At 47.4% G+C, this 15,031-nt stretch carries 13 protein-coding genes; 3 read left to right on the forward strand and 10 right to left on the reverse strand.

All coding sequences use genetic code 11. The features are described from left to right. Position 1: 1 nt before the first annotated feature. The 9 genes from rseP to fnr all read right to left on the reverse strand — a co-directional run bounded on the left by rseP (position 2) and on the right by fnr (position 8,335). Complete coding sequence (gene rseP / locus HRU78_00145; protein QOJ22244.1) at positions 2–1,369, reverse strand: RIP metalloprotease RseP; 1,368 nt, start codon at positions 1,367–1,369, stop codon at positions 2–4. Positions 1,370–1,506: 137 nt separating this feature from the next. Beyond that, positions 1,507–2,694, reverse strand: coding sequence for a 1-deoxy-D-xylulose-5-phosphate reductoisomerase (locus HRU78_00150; protein QOJ22245.1), 1,188 nt, complete (start codon positions 2,692–2,694; stop codon positions 1,507–1,509). Continuing rightward, positions 2,691–3,515 (reverse strand): phosphatidate cytidylyltransferase, encoded by an 825-nt coding sequence (locus HRU78_00155; protein QOJ22246.1) that lies wholly within the window; start codon positions 3,513–3,515, stop codon positions 2,691–2,693. The genes HRU78_00150 and HRU78_00155 overlap by 4 nt, the downstream gene beginning before the upstream one ends. Before the next feature lie 15 nt (positions 3,516–3,530). Further along, positions 3,531–4,298, reverse strand: a complete 768-nt coding sequence (gene uppS, locus HRU78_00160) for a di-trans,poly-cis-decaprenylcistransferase (GenBank protein QOJ22247.1) — start codon at positions 4,296–4,298, stop codon at positions 3,531–3,533. A gap of 1 nt (position 4,299) precedes the next feature. After that, positions 4,300–4,857 carry a ribosome recycling factor gene (frr, locus tag HRU78_00165; GenBank protein QOJ22248.1) on the reverse strand — a complete coding sequence of 186 codons (558 nt, stop codon included), beginning with the start codon at positions 4,855–4,857 and terminating at the stop codon, positions 4,300–4,302. Positions 4,858–4,907: 50 nt separating this feature from the next. Then, positions 4,908–5,624 (reverse strand): UMP kinase, encoded by a 717-nt coding sequence (locus HRU78_00170; protein ID QOJ22249.1) that lies wholly within the window; start codon positions 5,622–5,624, stop codon positions 4,908–4,910. Between the two features lie 36 nt (positions 5,625–5,660). Next, on the reverse strand, positions 5,661–6,545 hold the full coding sequence (locus HRU78_00175) for an elongation factor Ts (protein QOJ22250.1): 885 nt from the start codon (positions 6,543–6,545) through the stop codon (positions 5,661–5,663). A gap of 41 nt (positions 6,546–6,586) precedes the next feature. Further along, positions 6,587–7,306 carry a 30S ribosomal protein S2 gene (rpsB, locus tag HRU78_00180; GenBank protein QOJ22251.1) on the reverse strand — a complete coding sequence of 240 codons (720 nt, stop codon included), beginning with the start codon at positions 7,304–7,306 and terminating at the stop codon, positions 6,587–6,589. A gap of 279 nt (positions 7,307–7,585) precedes the next feature. Continuing rightward, positions 7,586–8,335 (reverse strand): fumarate/nitrate reduction transcriptional regulator Fnr, encoded by a 750-nt coding sequence (gene fnr / locus HRU78_00185; GenBank protein QOJ22252.1) that lies wholly within the window; start codon positions 8,333–8,335, stop codon positions 7,586–7,588. Positions 8,336–8,589: 254 nt separating this feature from the next. Here fnr and hemN point away from each other — a divergent pair, with 254 nt between their 5' ends. After that, positions 8,590–10,002, forward strand: coding sequence for an oxygen-independent coproporphyrinogen III oxidase (gene hemN, locus HRU78_00190; protein ID QOJ22253.1), 1,413 nt, complete (start codon positions 8,590–8,592; stop codon positions 10,000–10,002). Between the two features lie 41 nt (positions 10,003–10,043). Here hemN and HRU78_00195 read toward each other — a convergent pair whose 3' ends face one another. Next, complete coding sequence (locus HRU78_00195; GenBank protein ID QOJ22254.1) at positions 10,044–10,352, reverse strand: cytochrome c; 309 nt, start codon at positions 10,350–10,352, stop codon at positions 10,044–10,046. Positions 10,353–11,025: 673 nt separating this feature from the next. Between HRU78_00195 and HRU78_00200 the strand changes: the two genes are divergently transcribed. After that, the gene (locus HRU78_00200; GenBank protein ID QOJ22255.1) at positions 11,026–11,790 is read left to right on the forward strand and encodes a DUF2490 domain-containing protein; all 765 of its coding nucleotides are present in this window, start codon (positions 11,026–11,028) and stop codon (positions 11,788–11,790) included. Between the two features lie 251 nt (positions 11,791–12,041). Then, positions 12,042–14,954 (forward strand): RNA polymerase-associated protein RapA, encoded by a 2,913-nt coding sequence (gene rapA / locus HRU78_00205; GenBank protein ID QOJ22256.1) that lies wholly within the window; start codon positions 12,042–12,044, stop codon positions 14,952–14,954. Positions 14,955–15,031: the final 77 nt, after the last annotated feature.

Here is a 15,031-nt window from a genome sequence, read left to right on the forward strand (position 1 = left end):
TTTAGCCAGTGATAAGGCGGTTAATATCGTTATAGATGGCAAACATCATCAAGGTTAACAGCATGGCCATGCCGATTCTCTGCCCAATGATGATGACTTTGTCCGGAAGAGGGTTGCCTCTTACGATTTCAATCAAATAATACATGAGGTGCCCGCCATCCAGAATCGGGATCGGTAATAAATTCAGGACACCGATGCTGACACTGATCAACGCCAGGAAAGCCAAATAAGACACTAATCCCATCTGTGCGGATTGGCCGGCATAGTCGGCGATCGAGATCGGTCCGCTGACATTTTTCAGCGAGACATCGCCGGTGATCATTTTGGACAGCATTTGCAAAGTCAGCACGGTCGTTTCCCAAGTTTTCCCGAGCGCTTTTTGCAATGCTTCACCGGGAGGATAACGGACGGTAACGAGCAGTTCGTCGAATTCCACTTGATTGATAACCGGGGCTACGCCGATTTTTCCGATGGGTTTGCCATTCTCAGCCGCAGCTTCCGGTGTAACGGTGAGTGCAACCATTTGACCGTTGCGCAAAATTTCCAATTCCAGAGTGCGTCCGGGGCTCGACCGGATAGCTTTGACAAAATCCATCCAGGTGTGGATTTCGCTATCATCGATAGCGATGATTTCATCGCCTGCCAGCAGCCCGGCTTTGTCGCCGACACTACCGGCGATGACCTGCCCGATGACAGGCTTGATGGCGGGCTGATAACCGGTGAGTCCGATAATGCCCGGAAAATTTTCGTTGAGCTTATCCGGATCGACATGGCTTAAATCCAGTTTGCGCCAATTGATTTCGCCATTTTTATTGACGGTTTGTATGGTTATCTCGGCTGATTGATCGATGGCGTGGCGTAATAAAGTCCAGCGCGCATCCTGCCAGCTGGCGACAGATTCGTTTTCGATACTGACGATGGTTTCACCTTCTGTAAATCCGGCCTGAGCGGCGGCTGTGGCAGGTTCGACCGGACCAACGACAGGCTTCATACCGGCAACGCCCAGAATGAAAAGCAGCCAATACAAAACGATGGCCAATAAGAAATTGGCGATGGGTCCGGCAGCTACGATGGCGAAGCGCCGTCCAACCGGTTGGCGGTTAAATGCGCGCGGTAAATCTTCCGCCGCGACTTTGCCTTCGTTTTCATCCAGCATTTTGACATAACCGCCCAGTGGAATAGCGGCAATCATCCATTCGGTCTGGTCTTTTCCCCAGCGCTTGCGGAAAATAGGCTGACCGAAACCGATGCAGAATCGCAATACTTTCACGCCATTCCAGCGCGCCACCAGATAATGACCGAATTCATGAAACGTAATCAGTATCCCTAAGGCGATAATGAAAGAAATGATCGTGTACGTGATGGACATGTCAGATATGACGTAAGGAAAACGGAAAGAAGCGGGAAGACGGCATGATACTGATCATTTCATTGAATAATGCGCGATACTATCATTAATTGGGAAAAATGGAATCCGGTTATTGCGAATAAGTTTTCCTGTGAAGTTTATTGCAAACTGGCCAGCCAATTTTGCGCGGCATCGCGCGCTTGCGCGTCTGTTCTGAGCACGTCGTCCAATGTCGTCAATTCCTCTTGCTGCACAGTTTTCATGACATGCTCAATCATGACAGGAATGGCGGTAAATGGCATGCGTCGTTTAAGAAACGATTCCACTGCGATTTCATTGGCGGCATTGAGCACAGCGGGCATATTCCCTCCTGCGGAGAGTGCTTGATAGGCTAATCCCAAACAGGGGAATTTTTTGAAATCGGGTTCTTCAAAATCCAGACGGGCGACTTTGAACATATCCAAAGCCGATACGCCGCTTTCTATCCGGTCCGGATACCCCATGGCATGCGCGATCGGTGTGCGCATGTCGGGGTTGCCCAATTGTGCAATCACCGAGCCGTCGACATACGCAACCATGGAATGAATGACGCTTTGCGGATGAATCACCACTTGGATTCTTTCTGGCGGCGCTTCAAACAGCCAATGCGCTTCGATTACTTCCAATCCTTTATTCATCATGGTGGCGGAATCCACCGAGATTTTCTGCCCCATATCCCAATTCGGATGTGCGCACGCTTGTTCCGGCGTTACGCTAGCGAGCGAATCCAGCGGCGCGCGCCGGAATGGCCCACCCGAAGCGGTGAGTAAAATACGGCTGATTCCGGCCGCCGTCAAATTGCCGTTGAAATGATGTGGCAACGATTGATAAATGGCGTTATGTTCGCTATCGATCGGCAACAATGTGGCATGGTGCTGTTTTACCAAATCCATAAAAATCCGCCCCGCCATGACCAGCGTTTCTTTGTTGGCAAGTAACACCAGTTTCCCTGTGCGCGCCGCGGCAAATGTCGGACGGATACCGGCAGCGCCGACAATGGCGGCCATTACGGCGTCCACTTCGGGAAGCGAGGCGACTTTTTCCAGCGATTCGATACCGGCCAGTACTTCCGTATCGATACCGGCAGTTTGAACCGCACGAGCGAGCTGTTCCGCACTATCTGCATCGAGCATCACCGCAAATCGTGGCTGGAAGCGCTGGCACTGTGCGAGCATTTTTTCGACGTTTTTGTTGGCGGTTAATGCAAAAGCCTGAAAGCGATCCGGATGCCGTGCGATAACATCCAGCGTGCTGTCCCCGATGCTGCCGGTGGAGCCCAATATGGTGATTTGACGGATAGTGTTCATGACGCAGGTGAATAAAAAATAAGTAGGGCTAAAATGGCAAACGGCAGCGAAGAAGTCAAAGCGTCGATGCGATCCAGAATCCCGCCATGACCCGGCAAAATATTGCCGCTATCTTTAACGCCGGCCTGGCGTTTCATCAGCGATTCGTACAAATCGCCGATAATACCCAATATCGCCATAAGCAGCAGCAATGGTATTAATTGTGCCGCTGAAGATTCTTCCATAAACCAGAAATCCCAGATCAGACCGTAAATCAGTACTGCAATTAAAGCGCCAGCAACGCCTTCCCAGGTTTTATTCGGACTGATTTGGGCGGCAAGTTTGCGCTTACCGAGCGATCTTCCGGTGAAGTAAGCTGCAGTATCGGAAATCCAGATGGTTGCCATGAAACCCAGTAAAAGTTCCGGACTGATCGCACGCAACTGATAAAGCGCAAGACACGTGGGTAACAACACGATCCAGCCTATCAGCATCAAAATGAGCGGATGTTTGATCGTAAAAAGCTGTTTCAAATAGGGCGGCACAGCGATGAACCAGAAAGCTGCCGACAAGATATAAACCCAGATCAATTCGGTTGAGTAAACATCCAGTTTTAACGATTCGCTCAGTTGAAACAGCAATTCTCCTCCGACTAAAGTGGTCAGGAGCATAAAAACGATGGTGTTTTTTACTGAAAATCCGGCTAACCGGCTCCATTCGCGCGATCCAATTACGGTAAGCGACAGTAACACAATAGCCCAAAAGATATCTTGCAGAAAAAATAATGCCGCTAGAAATAAAGGGAGAACAACTATTGCAGTAAGGATGCGGGCTTTAAGCATGAAATGTGATCTTTTTTATCCTTCGGCGGATAACACTATTTGCAATTGCTCACTGGTGCGGCCAAAACGGCGCTCACGCTGCTGATAGGACTGAATAGCCAGCTCAAATTCATGCTCGTCAAAATCGGGCCATAAGGTATTGGTGAAATACAATTCGGTATAAGCCAGTTGCCATAATAAAAAATTACTGATGCGGTATTCGCCGCCGGTGCGGATGAATAAATCCGGTTCTGGTGCATAGCTCATCGAGAGATATTGGGCGAAATTTTCTTCTTCAAAATTTAGCGGCAGATCTTTTGATTGCGCCATCATTTTGCGCACGGCTTGCATGATATCCCAGCGCCCGCCGTAATTCGCGGCGATAGTAAATGTCAGGCGCGTATTGTCGGCGGTTAATTGTTCGCCAATGTGAATGGATTCTACGATTTTAGGATCGAATTTCGATATGTCGCCGATCACTTTAAAGCGGATGCCATTTTCATGCAACTTGCTGATTTCTTGCTCAAGTGCGACAAGAAACAGTTGCATCAACGATGTTACTTCATCGGCAGGCCGCCGCCAGTTTTCGCTGCTGAAAGCAAATAGCGTGAGATAGGTTACGCCACGTTCCATGCAGGCTTTTATCACGCTACGCACGGTTTCAACGCCTTGCTTATGTCCGGCGATGCGCGGCATGTAGCGGCTTTGAGCCCAACGGCCATTGCCATCCATGATGATGGCAATGTGCTGGGGTACTGAGCCTGTTTCGGGTATTTCTCGGGTTGAACTCGGGTCTTGTGGCATATCAAACCGCCATCAATTCGGTTTCTTTGACTTGTAAAATCTTGTCAATTTCCGAGATATAGCGATCAGTTAGTTTTTGAATTTCATCTTGCGCCCGGCGATCTTCATCTTCTGAAATTTCTTTGGATTTTAATAAGTCTTTCAGATGAGTATTCGCATCCCGGCGAATGTTACGCATGGCGACGCGGACGGCTTCCGCTTCATGCTTGACTACTTTGATTAAGTCACGGCGACGCTCTTCAGTCAGAGCCGGCATCGGTACACGAATCGTTTCGCCTACCGGCATCGGATTTAAACCCAAATCGGATTCGCGAATGGCTTTTTCAATGGCGTTAGCCATTTTCTTTTCCCAAGGAATAACGCCGATCGTGCGCGCATCGATCAGGTTGATATTGGCTACTTGGTTGATGGGTGTTTGTGCACCGTAATAATCGACTGTGACATGATCCAGTATGCCAGTGTGCGCCCGTCCGCTTCTAACTTTACTTAAATCCACTTTCAATGCTTCGAGGCTTTTTTGCATTTTCTGTTCAGCGGATTTTTTTACATCGGCAATCATAATATCCATCCCTTTTGAATCTATTGTCAGGAAGCCTGACGATCGTTTCATCAGACTGTCACCAAAGTCCCTTCATCTTCTCCTGTTATTATACGTTTAAGAGCGCCGGTTTTGAAAATGCTGAATACGTTCAGTGGCAATTTCTGATCCCGGCATAACGTCAGCGCTGTGGCATCCATAACCTGCAAATTTTTTGCAATGGCTTCGTCAAAAGATAATTTATGAAAGCGCGTAGCATCCGGATTAATTTTCGGGTCGCTGGTATAAATACCGTCGACTTTCGTAGCCTTGAGCATGATATCCACGTTCATTTCCATGCCTCGCAAAGCGGCTGCGGTATCGGTAGTGAAAAAAGGGTTGCCGGTTCCTGCGGCGAAAATCACTATTTTTCCATCTTTCAGATAACGCATGGCACGCCCGCGGATATAAGGTTCCACGACTTGTTCGACTCTTAAAGCGGATTGTATTCGCGGTACCAGCCCGGCCAGCTTCATGGCATCTTGTAGTGCCAGGGCATTCATTACCGTGGCTAACATGCCCATATAGTCTGCCGTAACGCGCTCAAGCCCGTCGTTTGCGGATTTCATTCCACGAAAAATGTTTCCGCCGCCGACGACAATGGCAATCTCGACTCCCAGCTTGCTGACTTCTTCAATCTCTCCAACAATTCTTGCCATTACCGCATGATTAATACCGTACTTATCTTCGCCCATCAGGGCTTCACCCGATAGCTTCAGTAAAATGCGTTTATAGGCAACAGTGGACATTGATCGGTAGTTCGAGAATGACGATGATGGATTGACTTATTTTGCTTGTCCCATCTGGGCTTTTACTTCTTCTGCGAAATTCTCGGATTTCTTCTCGATTCCTTCGCCAACAACGAACATGGTAAAGCTGTTCACTTTAGCGGATTTCTTGGCCAGCAGTTTTTCTACCGTTTGTTCCGGGTCTTTAACGAAAGGCTGGCCTAATAAAGTGATTTCAGCAAGATATTTTGTAATGCGTCCGTCAACCATTTTTTCAATGATATTCGCCGGTTTACCGCTTTCGGCGGCTTGCGCGGTAAAAATCTGCCGCTCATGTTCCAGAACATCTGCTGACACTTGTTCTTTGGATACGCACATCGGTTTGCTGGCCGCAATATGCATGGCCAGGTCTTTACCCAATGTTTCATCACCACCGCTGTAATCCACCATTACGCCAATTTTGGTTCCGTGAAGATAATAAGCCAGCTGGCCTTGTGTTTCATGTCGTCCGCAGCGGCGGATGCTGATATTTTCCCCCAGCTTCATAACCAATGCTTTTCGAGTTGCTTCAACGGTTTCGCCGCCTGACAGTGCGGTATCGCTTAATACCGCAACATCGGTTATATTTTTTGTGGCAATCAAACCGGCCAGGTTTTTGGCAAAATTAATAATGTCTTCATTTCTGGCTACAAAGTCAGTTTCACAGTTAACTTCAACCAGGGCGCCGCATTTACTGTCCGCCGAAATATAGGCGCCAATGACGCCCTCGGCTGCAATCCGGCCTGCCGCTTTGCTTGCTTTGGCGCCGCTTTTAATTCTTAACAGATCTTCCGCCGCTTTCATATCGCCGTTAGTCTCCGCCAAAGCTTTTTTACACTCCATCATGCCGAGACCGGTCATTTCACGCAATTCTTTAACCATGCTTGCGGTAATTTCCGCCATAATCACTCCAAATCCAAAATTAATTTATGAATAGATTTAACTTATTCAGCTTCTGCACTCATCTCAACGATTTCTTGAATGGACTGATTGCGTCCTTCCAGAATAGCATCGGCTACCCCGCGAGCATATAAGCGTATCGCTCTGCTCGAATCATCATTTCCTGGGATAATGTACTGTAAATTATCAGGATTGTGATTAGTGTCGACTACACCGATAACCGGGATGCCAAGCTTTCTGGCTTCAGTAATAGCGCCTTTTTGATACCCTACATCGATTACAAATAGCGCATCCGGCAAACCTTTCATATCTTTAATACCACCCAAGCTGCTATTGAGCTTGTCCAGTTCTCTTTGGAGATCGAGCGCTTCTTTCTTTACGAGCTTATCTAGCGTTCCATCTTGTGTCATGGTTTCCATATCTTGCAGGCGCTTGATGGACTGCTTTATGGTCTTGAAATTGGTCAGCATTCCGCCTAACCAGCGTTGATCGACGTAAGGAGATCCGCAGCGTGTGGCTTCCTCGCGTACAATATCGCGCGCCTGCCGTTTGGTACCGACAAATAAAATGACTCCCTTATTGGCAGATAATTGACGTACGTATTTCATGGCTTCTTCGTACATCACCAAAGTTTTTTCAAGATTGATGATGTGGATTTTATTACGATGGCCGAAGATGTACGGTGCCATTTTTGGATTCCAGAAGCGTGTTTGATGACCGAAGTGAACGCCTGCTTCCAGCATTTGCCGCATAGTTACTGACATAAATATTCTCCTTAAGAATTGAGCCTCCATTCGCTTTAATCACCTCAAGCGGCGAGCGAATGTGCGTATTTAATTTGATTTGCATTTCATGCATTGCCACGCTGGCAGTCAAATTATCCAAATATTATATAGCATTTTCCTGGACTTACTCAAGTAAACGATGGAGCGGAATAACGGAATAAAGAAAATGCTAATTGTGGAACAAGAACTTATTTAGCTTAGCAGAGACGATATTTGATGAAGATTCGGTTATTTCAGTGGCGGTTGAATTGCACATTATCAAGTGACGCAAGATGAGTTTCCCATTTTCATTTTTAAGCGATCAATATCGTTTATTTGGATGTGTTTATTATCCACGGTGATGATATTTTCATCCTGCAGTTTTGAAAAAGCGCGGCTGACAGTCTCGAGCTTCAGGCCAAGATAGCTGCCGATCTCTTCGCGCGTCATGCGGAGATTGAATTCCGATTCGGAATAGCCGCGCATTAAAAAGCGGCGCGACAGATTCAACAAAAAGGACGCTAAGCGTTCTTCCGCTTTCATGCTGCCAAGCAATAACATAACACCGTGGTCGCGCACTATTTCGCGGCTCATGATTTTATGGAAATGGCGCATGAGCGATGGAATCGTACGGCTGATTTCTTCCAGCTTGGCAAAAGGGATTTCGCATACTTCGCTGTCTTCCAGCGCAATTGCATCGCAAGTATGGGTGTCGGTACTGATAGCATCCAAGCCCAGCAATTCCCCCGTCATATGAAAACCGGTTACTTGTTGACGTCCATCTTCTTCCAGCACGCAGGTTTTGAAGAATCCGCTGCGAACAGCAAATAATGATTGAAACTTCGTGCCGGTGCGGTGCAAATATCCGCCCCGCGGAACTTTCCGCTTGTAACTGACGACATCGCCAAGAACCTGAATTTCCTGATCATTAAGACCGACAGGCAAGCAAAGTTCGCGCAAGCTGCAAGTAGCACAGCTTGATCGAATGTGCGAGATATCAAAGTGATGAAATGAAGTATCGTTAAGCAAAATATTTTCCAAAATTGGGGAATTACATTTCAGTGCTTTAATTGATCTGAATCAAGGTTGATTTCAATAAGCCATTACACAATTCTACGGTATTGGAGAAGGGAGTGGATATTCTTTTTTGCTGAATCGGCAATGCCGGAAGCCAATAATTTAAGGAAACACTGAATAATTTTCCCTAATCAAAGTAGCCAGCGAATAATGATGAATCAACACAGATTTCTTTGGGTTACATTCCTCACAAATTGAGATTCCCAGTGCGTCCGTTAAGATTTTCTAATTCATCTGCCGATTTGCTGCGGATCAATTCAGATCTTATTCGCGAGTTCGGAGCTCCCAATGCGGATTATTGTTTATATCCACAAATAGATTATTTTGACGAAGCATTTGATGCGCATGCTTACTCCGTTTGGTTGAATAATTGCAAAGCAGGACATCTCCGTCGCCCGTTATCGCTCTATGTACACATCCCATTTTGCCGTTCTTTATGTTTTTACTGCCAATTCAATCAGATAACGACAGATGGCAATGACGGTATAACAACTTACCTTGATTACTTGTCACGTGAAATAAAATTGCACGCGCAGCTTTTCCAAGAAAACCCCAAGCTGGAGCAATTGTATTTGGGAGGCGGTACCCCGACGCTCCTTAATGACACTCAGTTGAGTAGTATTTTGAAAGAAATTCGGCAGAATTTTAATCTGATGAAAGATGGGGAATTTTCAATTGAAGTCGATCCGCGGCAAATGCTTCATTTATCTATGCAAGCACTGAAAGAAATAGGTTTTAATCGTGTAATCATAGGCGTTCAGGATTTTGATCATGAGGTTCAGCAATGCATACATCGCGTTCAAACAGAGGATGTCACGTTGCGTGCTATTTGCAATGCGCAGCAAGCCGGTTTTAAAACAATTCGAACGGAATTAGTGTACGGATTACCGGCGCAAACCATGAAAAAGTTTGAATACACATTGGAAAAAATCATAGCAGCCAACCCGAGTCAAATTAATTTATTGAATTATCAGCACTTGCCGGAAAAATTTAAACCGCAGCGAAATATTCATTTAGAAGATTTGCCCGATGTAGAAACCAGCTTGGAAATGCTTTTATTTGCGATTACCCGTCTGACCGCAGCGGGCTATCAGCATATCGGGATGAATCTTTTTGCTGCACCGGATGATTGCTTAGTCATTGCGCAACGGCAAGGCAGGCTGTACTACGGGTTGCAGGGCTATTCGATTTATCCTGATAGCTATCGCATCGCGCTCGGAATTTCCGGGATTGGAAGCTTTGGTCCGGTGTTAAGTCAGAATGATTGTAATCTTCAACGCTATTATGACAAGCTTGAGCAGAATGTTCTTCCAATTGCGCGGGGTATCGAATTAAGCGCTGACGATTTAATCCGGCGGTCGGTAATGCAAGCGCTTATTTGTCATTCCATTCTTTCGTTTGAATCGGTAGAGGCGTATTTCTCGATCGAATTCAAAAATTATTTCGCTGCCGAATTGGCAGAACTCTTAGTTTATGAACAAGCCGGCTTGGTCACGCTAGAGGATCAAGAAATTGCTGTGACACCACAGGGGCAATTATTGATTAACAGCATTTGCCGGGTTTTTGACAAGTATTCGCGCATTAATCAACAGCGTAAGAACTCGCCGATACTTATTTAATTTTTCACCTGAGAATCACCGGATTCCCAGGTATATTAAATTTATTTGACTTGGCTATTTGTTAAAACATACTCGGCTAAACGATCAGCAGCTTCACCTTGAATGTTTTTAAACGCTGGCATTCTCATACTGCCCGATTGAAATTTCTTGATAATGGCTTCCTTATTGGCAACTTTTTCACTCAATACCATTGCGACATCGGCGCTTAGCGGTTTGTGGCATTCTGTGCAAGCCGAGCTGAAGATTTTTTCACCGGACGCATCTGCGGGCGGGGTGTAGTCTCTGCTCGTACCACAGCCGACCAGTATGAATAGTGCTGATATCGTTAAGGCAAAGTTTAATTTTTTCATTTTCAGGCTCCAGTTATTTAATTCAATCGCTACCGGGAGTGATCCCGATCCAAACTTAGTTGCTTAAATATTTTATAAAATTTCAATCAGACTTGTGATTTAGGGGGCCTACCATACCCAGTATCACGATAACTTGTCAAACAAATGTTGGTTTAAGGCACCAATTAATTAGCCTGAAATCATCGTCTTCGACTGCTAGTGCTCGGTATCTTTTTAAATTCAATAGGATCAATGAAATAATAAGCGCTTCGTTTGTGTCGTCGGATTTATTTATGGCTTAAATTTCAATGGTATCGATTATTTTGCCACCGATTTCTTGACAATTTCTTAACATTTTCCATGGTATTGTGCGCGATGGCACTTATTTATTATTAATTTAGGCTCTTCAATTTTAATAATAATTAATGACAATAACACTATTTATCATGAGCGTAATTCTTAACATTTTCTTAACAATTACTATGCTACTGTGCTCGGCACTGTAGTAAATGTGCGACAAAAATTCTTTTTTATTAAAAGAATTAAGTGTTATTTTAAAAAAATGAAGTAAGCAACTGGCTGCCATTAAATATAATGATAAGCGGTCGTAATATAGTGAATGTTGTTTTATTGATATAAACAGAACATTAACAAACAGCTTTTTAAAATCATATTGTTTAAATAGGGAGATTACATGTTTAAGAAGATAAACAAATTTGTTTTATTGGCTGCGGCTGGGCTGATTTTGAGTAACCCGGTTGCTGCAGAAAAGACCGAAAGTGATTATCAGGTGTGGGGAGGTCTTTTCATGCAGGGTAATTTTGGCTTCATAGATAATAAGAGTACCGAATTGAAGAGATTCCGCTGGTGGATGGAAGGACAAGGGCGTTTTGGTAACAGTGCCAGCCAGTTTTCTCAATCTCTGGTACGTCCGGGTGTAGGTTATGCGATTACCGACAAATTGATAGTGTGGGTGGGTTATGCCTGGGCGCCGACTGCGGAACCCTTGGCACTAAAGCAAGGTCATCCATTCAATGAGCACCGGATTTGGGAACAAGTAACCTGGGCTGATAATTTCTCGTTTGGCCGATTGGCGTTGCGCAGCCGTTTCGAGCAGCGATTCTTTGATCATCATGCACCCCTTCCTGGCTCGAATGACATAGCTAATCGGTTCCGCCAAATGATCAAATGGAATATTCCATTAAATCAAATTGATCCGAATTTAAGCTTTGTCATTCAAGATGAATTGTTTATTGCCATGTCAACCATTGATAATAATCCTGGCTTTATTTCCCGCGGGTTCGATCAGAACCGGGGGTTTGTCGGGTTGGCTTATAAATTCAACCAGATGGCTACTCTTGAAGCGGGCTATATGAATCAATATATCAACAGACCAAATAGCAGTCGTCCGGATCAAATGATGCACAACGCGGTAGTTAATTTGTTTTTGAATTTCTAAGACCTTATTATGTGGCGTTGATTGTCTAGTACATAATTTGGCGTTTCTGATAGCCGGTTAATTTTCTTTAGCTTGCGGAATTTAACCGGCTGAATTTTTTCCATGATTGCTTGATTGCATTCGCGATAGCGAGAATCCGCTTCTTCGTTTTTGATTTTCTTCCTTGAGTTCTTGCTGAGCCAAGAAATAGTAATATTTTTCTTCACATTCCATTACTATACTGCTCCTTTCGATCACTCACAAAGTAGCACATGCACGATTTTAAACCAGGTCAACGCTGGATCTGCGATGTTGATTTGCAGCTCGGTCTTGGAACGGTTCAAACCGTCGAACACCGGATTGTCACCATTTTGTTTAAGGCAACCGGTGAAACCCGCTCGTACGCCAGACAATCGTCACCGCTGACGCGGGTCATCTTCAAACCGGGCGATAGCGTCAGCGGTCAGGATGGTACTGTCATCAAAGTCACCGGTGTCACTGAACGCAACGGATTGATCGTCTATGCCGGTACCGGTGAAGATGGCAGCAAGATGGAATTGGTGGAAGATCAACTGGCGCCGCATGTGCAGTTGAACCGTCCGTCCGAACGTTTGTTCACCGGCCAGTTCGACCAGGATAAATGGTTCCGCATCCGCTATCAGACCCTGCTGATCCGCAACCAGCTGGCAAACGCCCCGCTGTACGGCTTGGTGGGGACGCGCACCAGCTTGATTCCGCACCAACTCTATATTGCCCACGAAGTCGGCCGCCGTTTTGCACCGCGTGTATTGCTGGCCGATGAAGTCGGTCTGGGTAAAACCATCGAAGCCGGTTTGATTCTGCACCAGCAATTGCTGACCGAACGCGCCAAGCGCGTGCTCATCGTGGTGCCGGAAACTCTGGTGTATCAATGGCTGGTGGAAATGCTGCGGCGTTTCAATCTGCAATTCAGTATTTTTGACGAAGAGCGTTGCCTGTCGCTGGAAGAAGCCGACGAAGACGAAGAAGACGGTAACAGCAGCACAAGCGAAAACGGCGAAAACCCGTTTCACAGCGAGCAACTGGTGCTGTGCAGCCTGCATTTTTTGCGCCAGCATCCGAAGCGCTTCGAGCAAGCACTGGAAGGCCGCTGGGATTTGCTGGTGGTCGACGAGGCGCATCACTTGCACTGGTCGCAGCAGGCTGTCAGCCCGCAGTACGCCATGATCGAGCAGTTGGCAGCTTGCACCCGGGGTGTTCTGTTATTGACCGCGACGCCGGAGCAATTGGGTAAAGCCAGCCACTACGCTCGTTTACGTCTGCTCGATCCGCACCGCTTCAGCAGTTTTTCCGCGTTTGTCACCGAAGAGCAATCGTACGAGCCGATCGCCCAAGCGGTTGAAGCGCTGCTCGAAGGGCAGGAATTGAACGATGACATCCGCCAACTGATCGCCAATACACTTGACCCGGTGCAAGCGCGAGCACTGCTGGAAGAACCGCAAAGCCAGCAAACTCGGAGCAAGCTGGCGGAATCATTGCTCGACCGGCACGGTACCGGGCGCATCCTATTTCGCAACACGCGCGCAGCGGTCAAGGGATTTCCCGAGCGCAAGCTGGTCGCCAGTCCGCTACCGTTACCGGCGGAATATCAGCCATGTCTGGCGACGTTTGAAACCACGACGTTATCCAAACCGCAATTGCTGCTGTGCCCGGAACTCATCTACCAGGTGCGATGCGAGGACGAGCAACCGTACTGGACCGAAATCGACCCGCGCGTACAGTGGCTGATCGCCATGCTCAAGCGAGTGAAGCCGGAAAAAGTGCTGGTCATCGCTGCCAATGCGCAAACCGTACGCGATCTGGCGCAGGCGCTGAAAGAAACCACCGGGCAATTTATTCCGGTATTCCACGAAAGCATGAGCCTGGTCGAACGCGACCGCGCCGCGGCATTTTTTGCCGACAAGGAAACCGGCGGCCAGGTGCTGATCTGTTCGGAAATCGGCAGTGAAGGGCGCAATTTCCAATTTGCGCATCATCTGGTGCTGTTCGATCTACCGCTCAATCCCGATCTGCTCGAGCAGCGCATCGGCCGCCTGGATCGCATCGGCCAGACGGATACCATCCAGATCCACGTGCCCTATCTGGAAAACAGCGCGCTGGCAGTGATGTTCCACTGGTATCACGAAGGCTTGAATGCGTTCGAGAAAACCTGCCCGGCCGGTCAAACGGTATTTGTCAAAGTCGAAGAACAGCTCATCGCCGCGCTGCATCAACGCCAGGCTGCAAGCGATGTGCTGGCGGAATTGATCGGCATCACGCAAACGGCGCATCGGGAATTGAACGAAGCACTCGACCGCGGGCGCGACAGGCTGCTCGAATACAATTCGTTCCGTCCGTTCATCGCGAATCAGTTGACTCAGCAAGCGCAGACGCAGGATGACGACCCGCTGCTGCCGCAGTACATGGATACGGTATTCGATTGCTGCGGCGTGCACATCGAAGAACACCGCAGCGGCAGTTTCCTGATCGAACCGAGCGAACGCATGAGCATGCCGTTTCCCGGCCTGCAGGATGAAGGCTCGATCATCACTTACGCGCGCAATGTGGCGCTGGGCAACGAGGATATGCATTTCCTGACGTGGGAGCACCCGATGGTCACGCACGCGATGGAACGAATTCTGAGTCAGGAAACCGGCAACGCCGTGGTCGTCATGATGAAACACAAACGCGTGCAGCCTGGCACTTTGCTACTGGAAACCCTGTTCGTGCTCGAAGCGAGCGGACACAACGTGCAGCAAAGCAACCGCTACCTACCGCCCGCGGTGATTCGTATCTTGCTCGACGAACAGGGCAACGGCGATTATCCCCATCTCAGCCACGAATCGATCAATCAACACCTGCAACCGGTCGCAACCGGCATCGCCAAGCAAGTGATCCAACTGAAGGAAGACGCGATCCGCGAGCTACTGACCGTCAGCGAACAACAAGCCAGCGCACAAGCCCCGCAACTCATCGCCGCAGCCGAAGCACGCATCCAACAAACCTTCACCCCGGAAATCGAACGCCTCAAAGCCTTGCAACAAGTGAATCCGAACGTACGCGACGAAGAAATTCAATTCTTTGAACAACAATTGCTGCAACTGACCGGCGCGCTGAAATCCAGTAATCTGCGGCTTGATGCCGCGCGGGTGATTGTGGCGACGTGAGGATTCAGGAAATTGATTTATTTCTTGGATTTTCCAGAGAGTTGAATAAAAAAATAAAAAAGAGCGAGTAAGAATAA

It is taken from the genome of Gammaproteobacteria bacterium, from assembly GCA_015709635.1.
GTDB lineage: Bacteria > Pseudomonadota > Gammaproteobacteria > Burkholderiales > Nitrosomonadaceae > Nitrosomonas.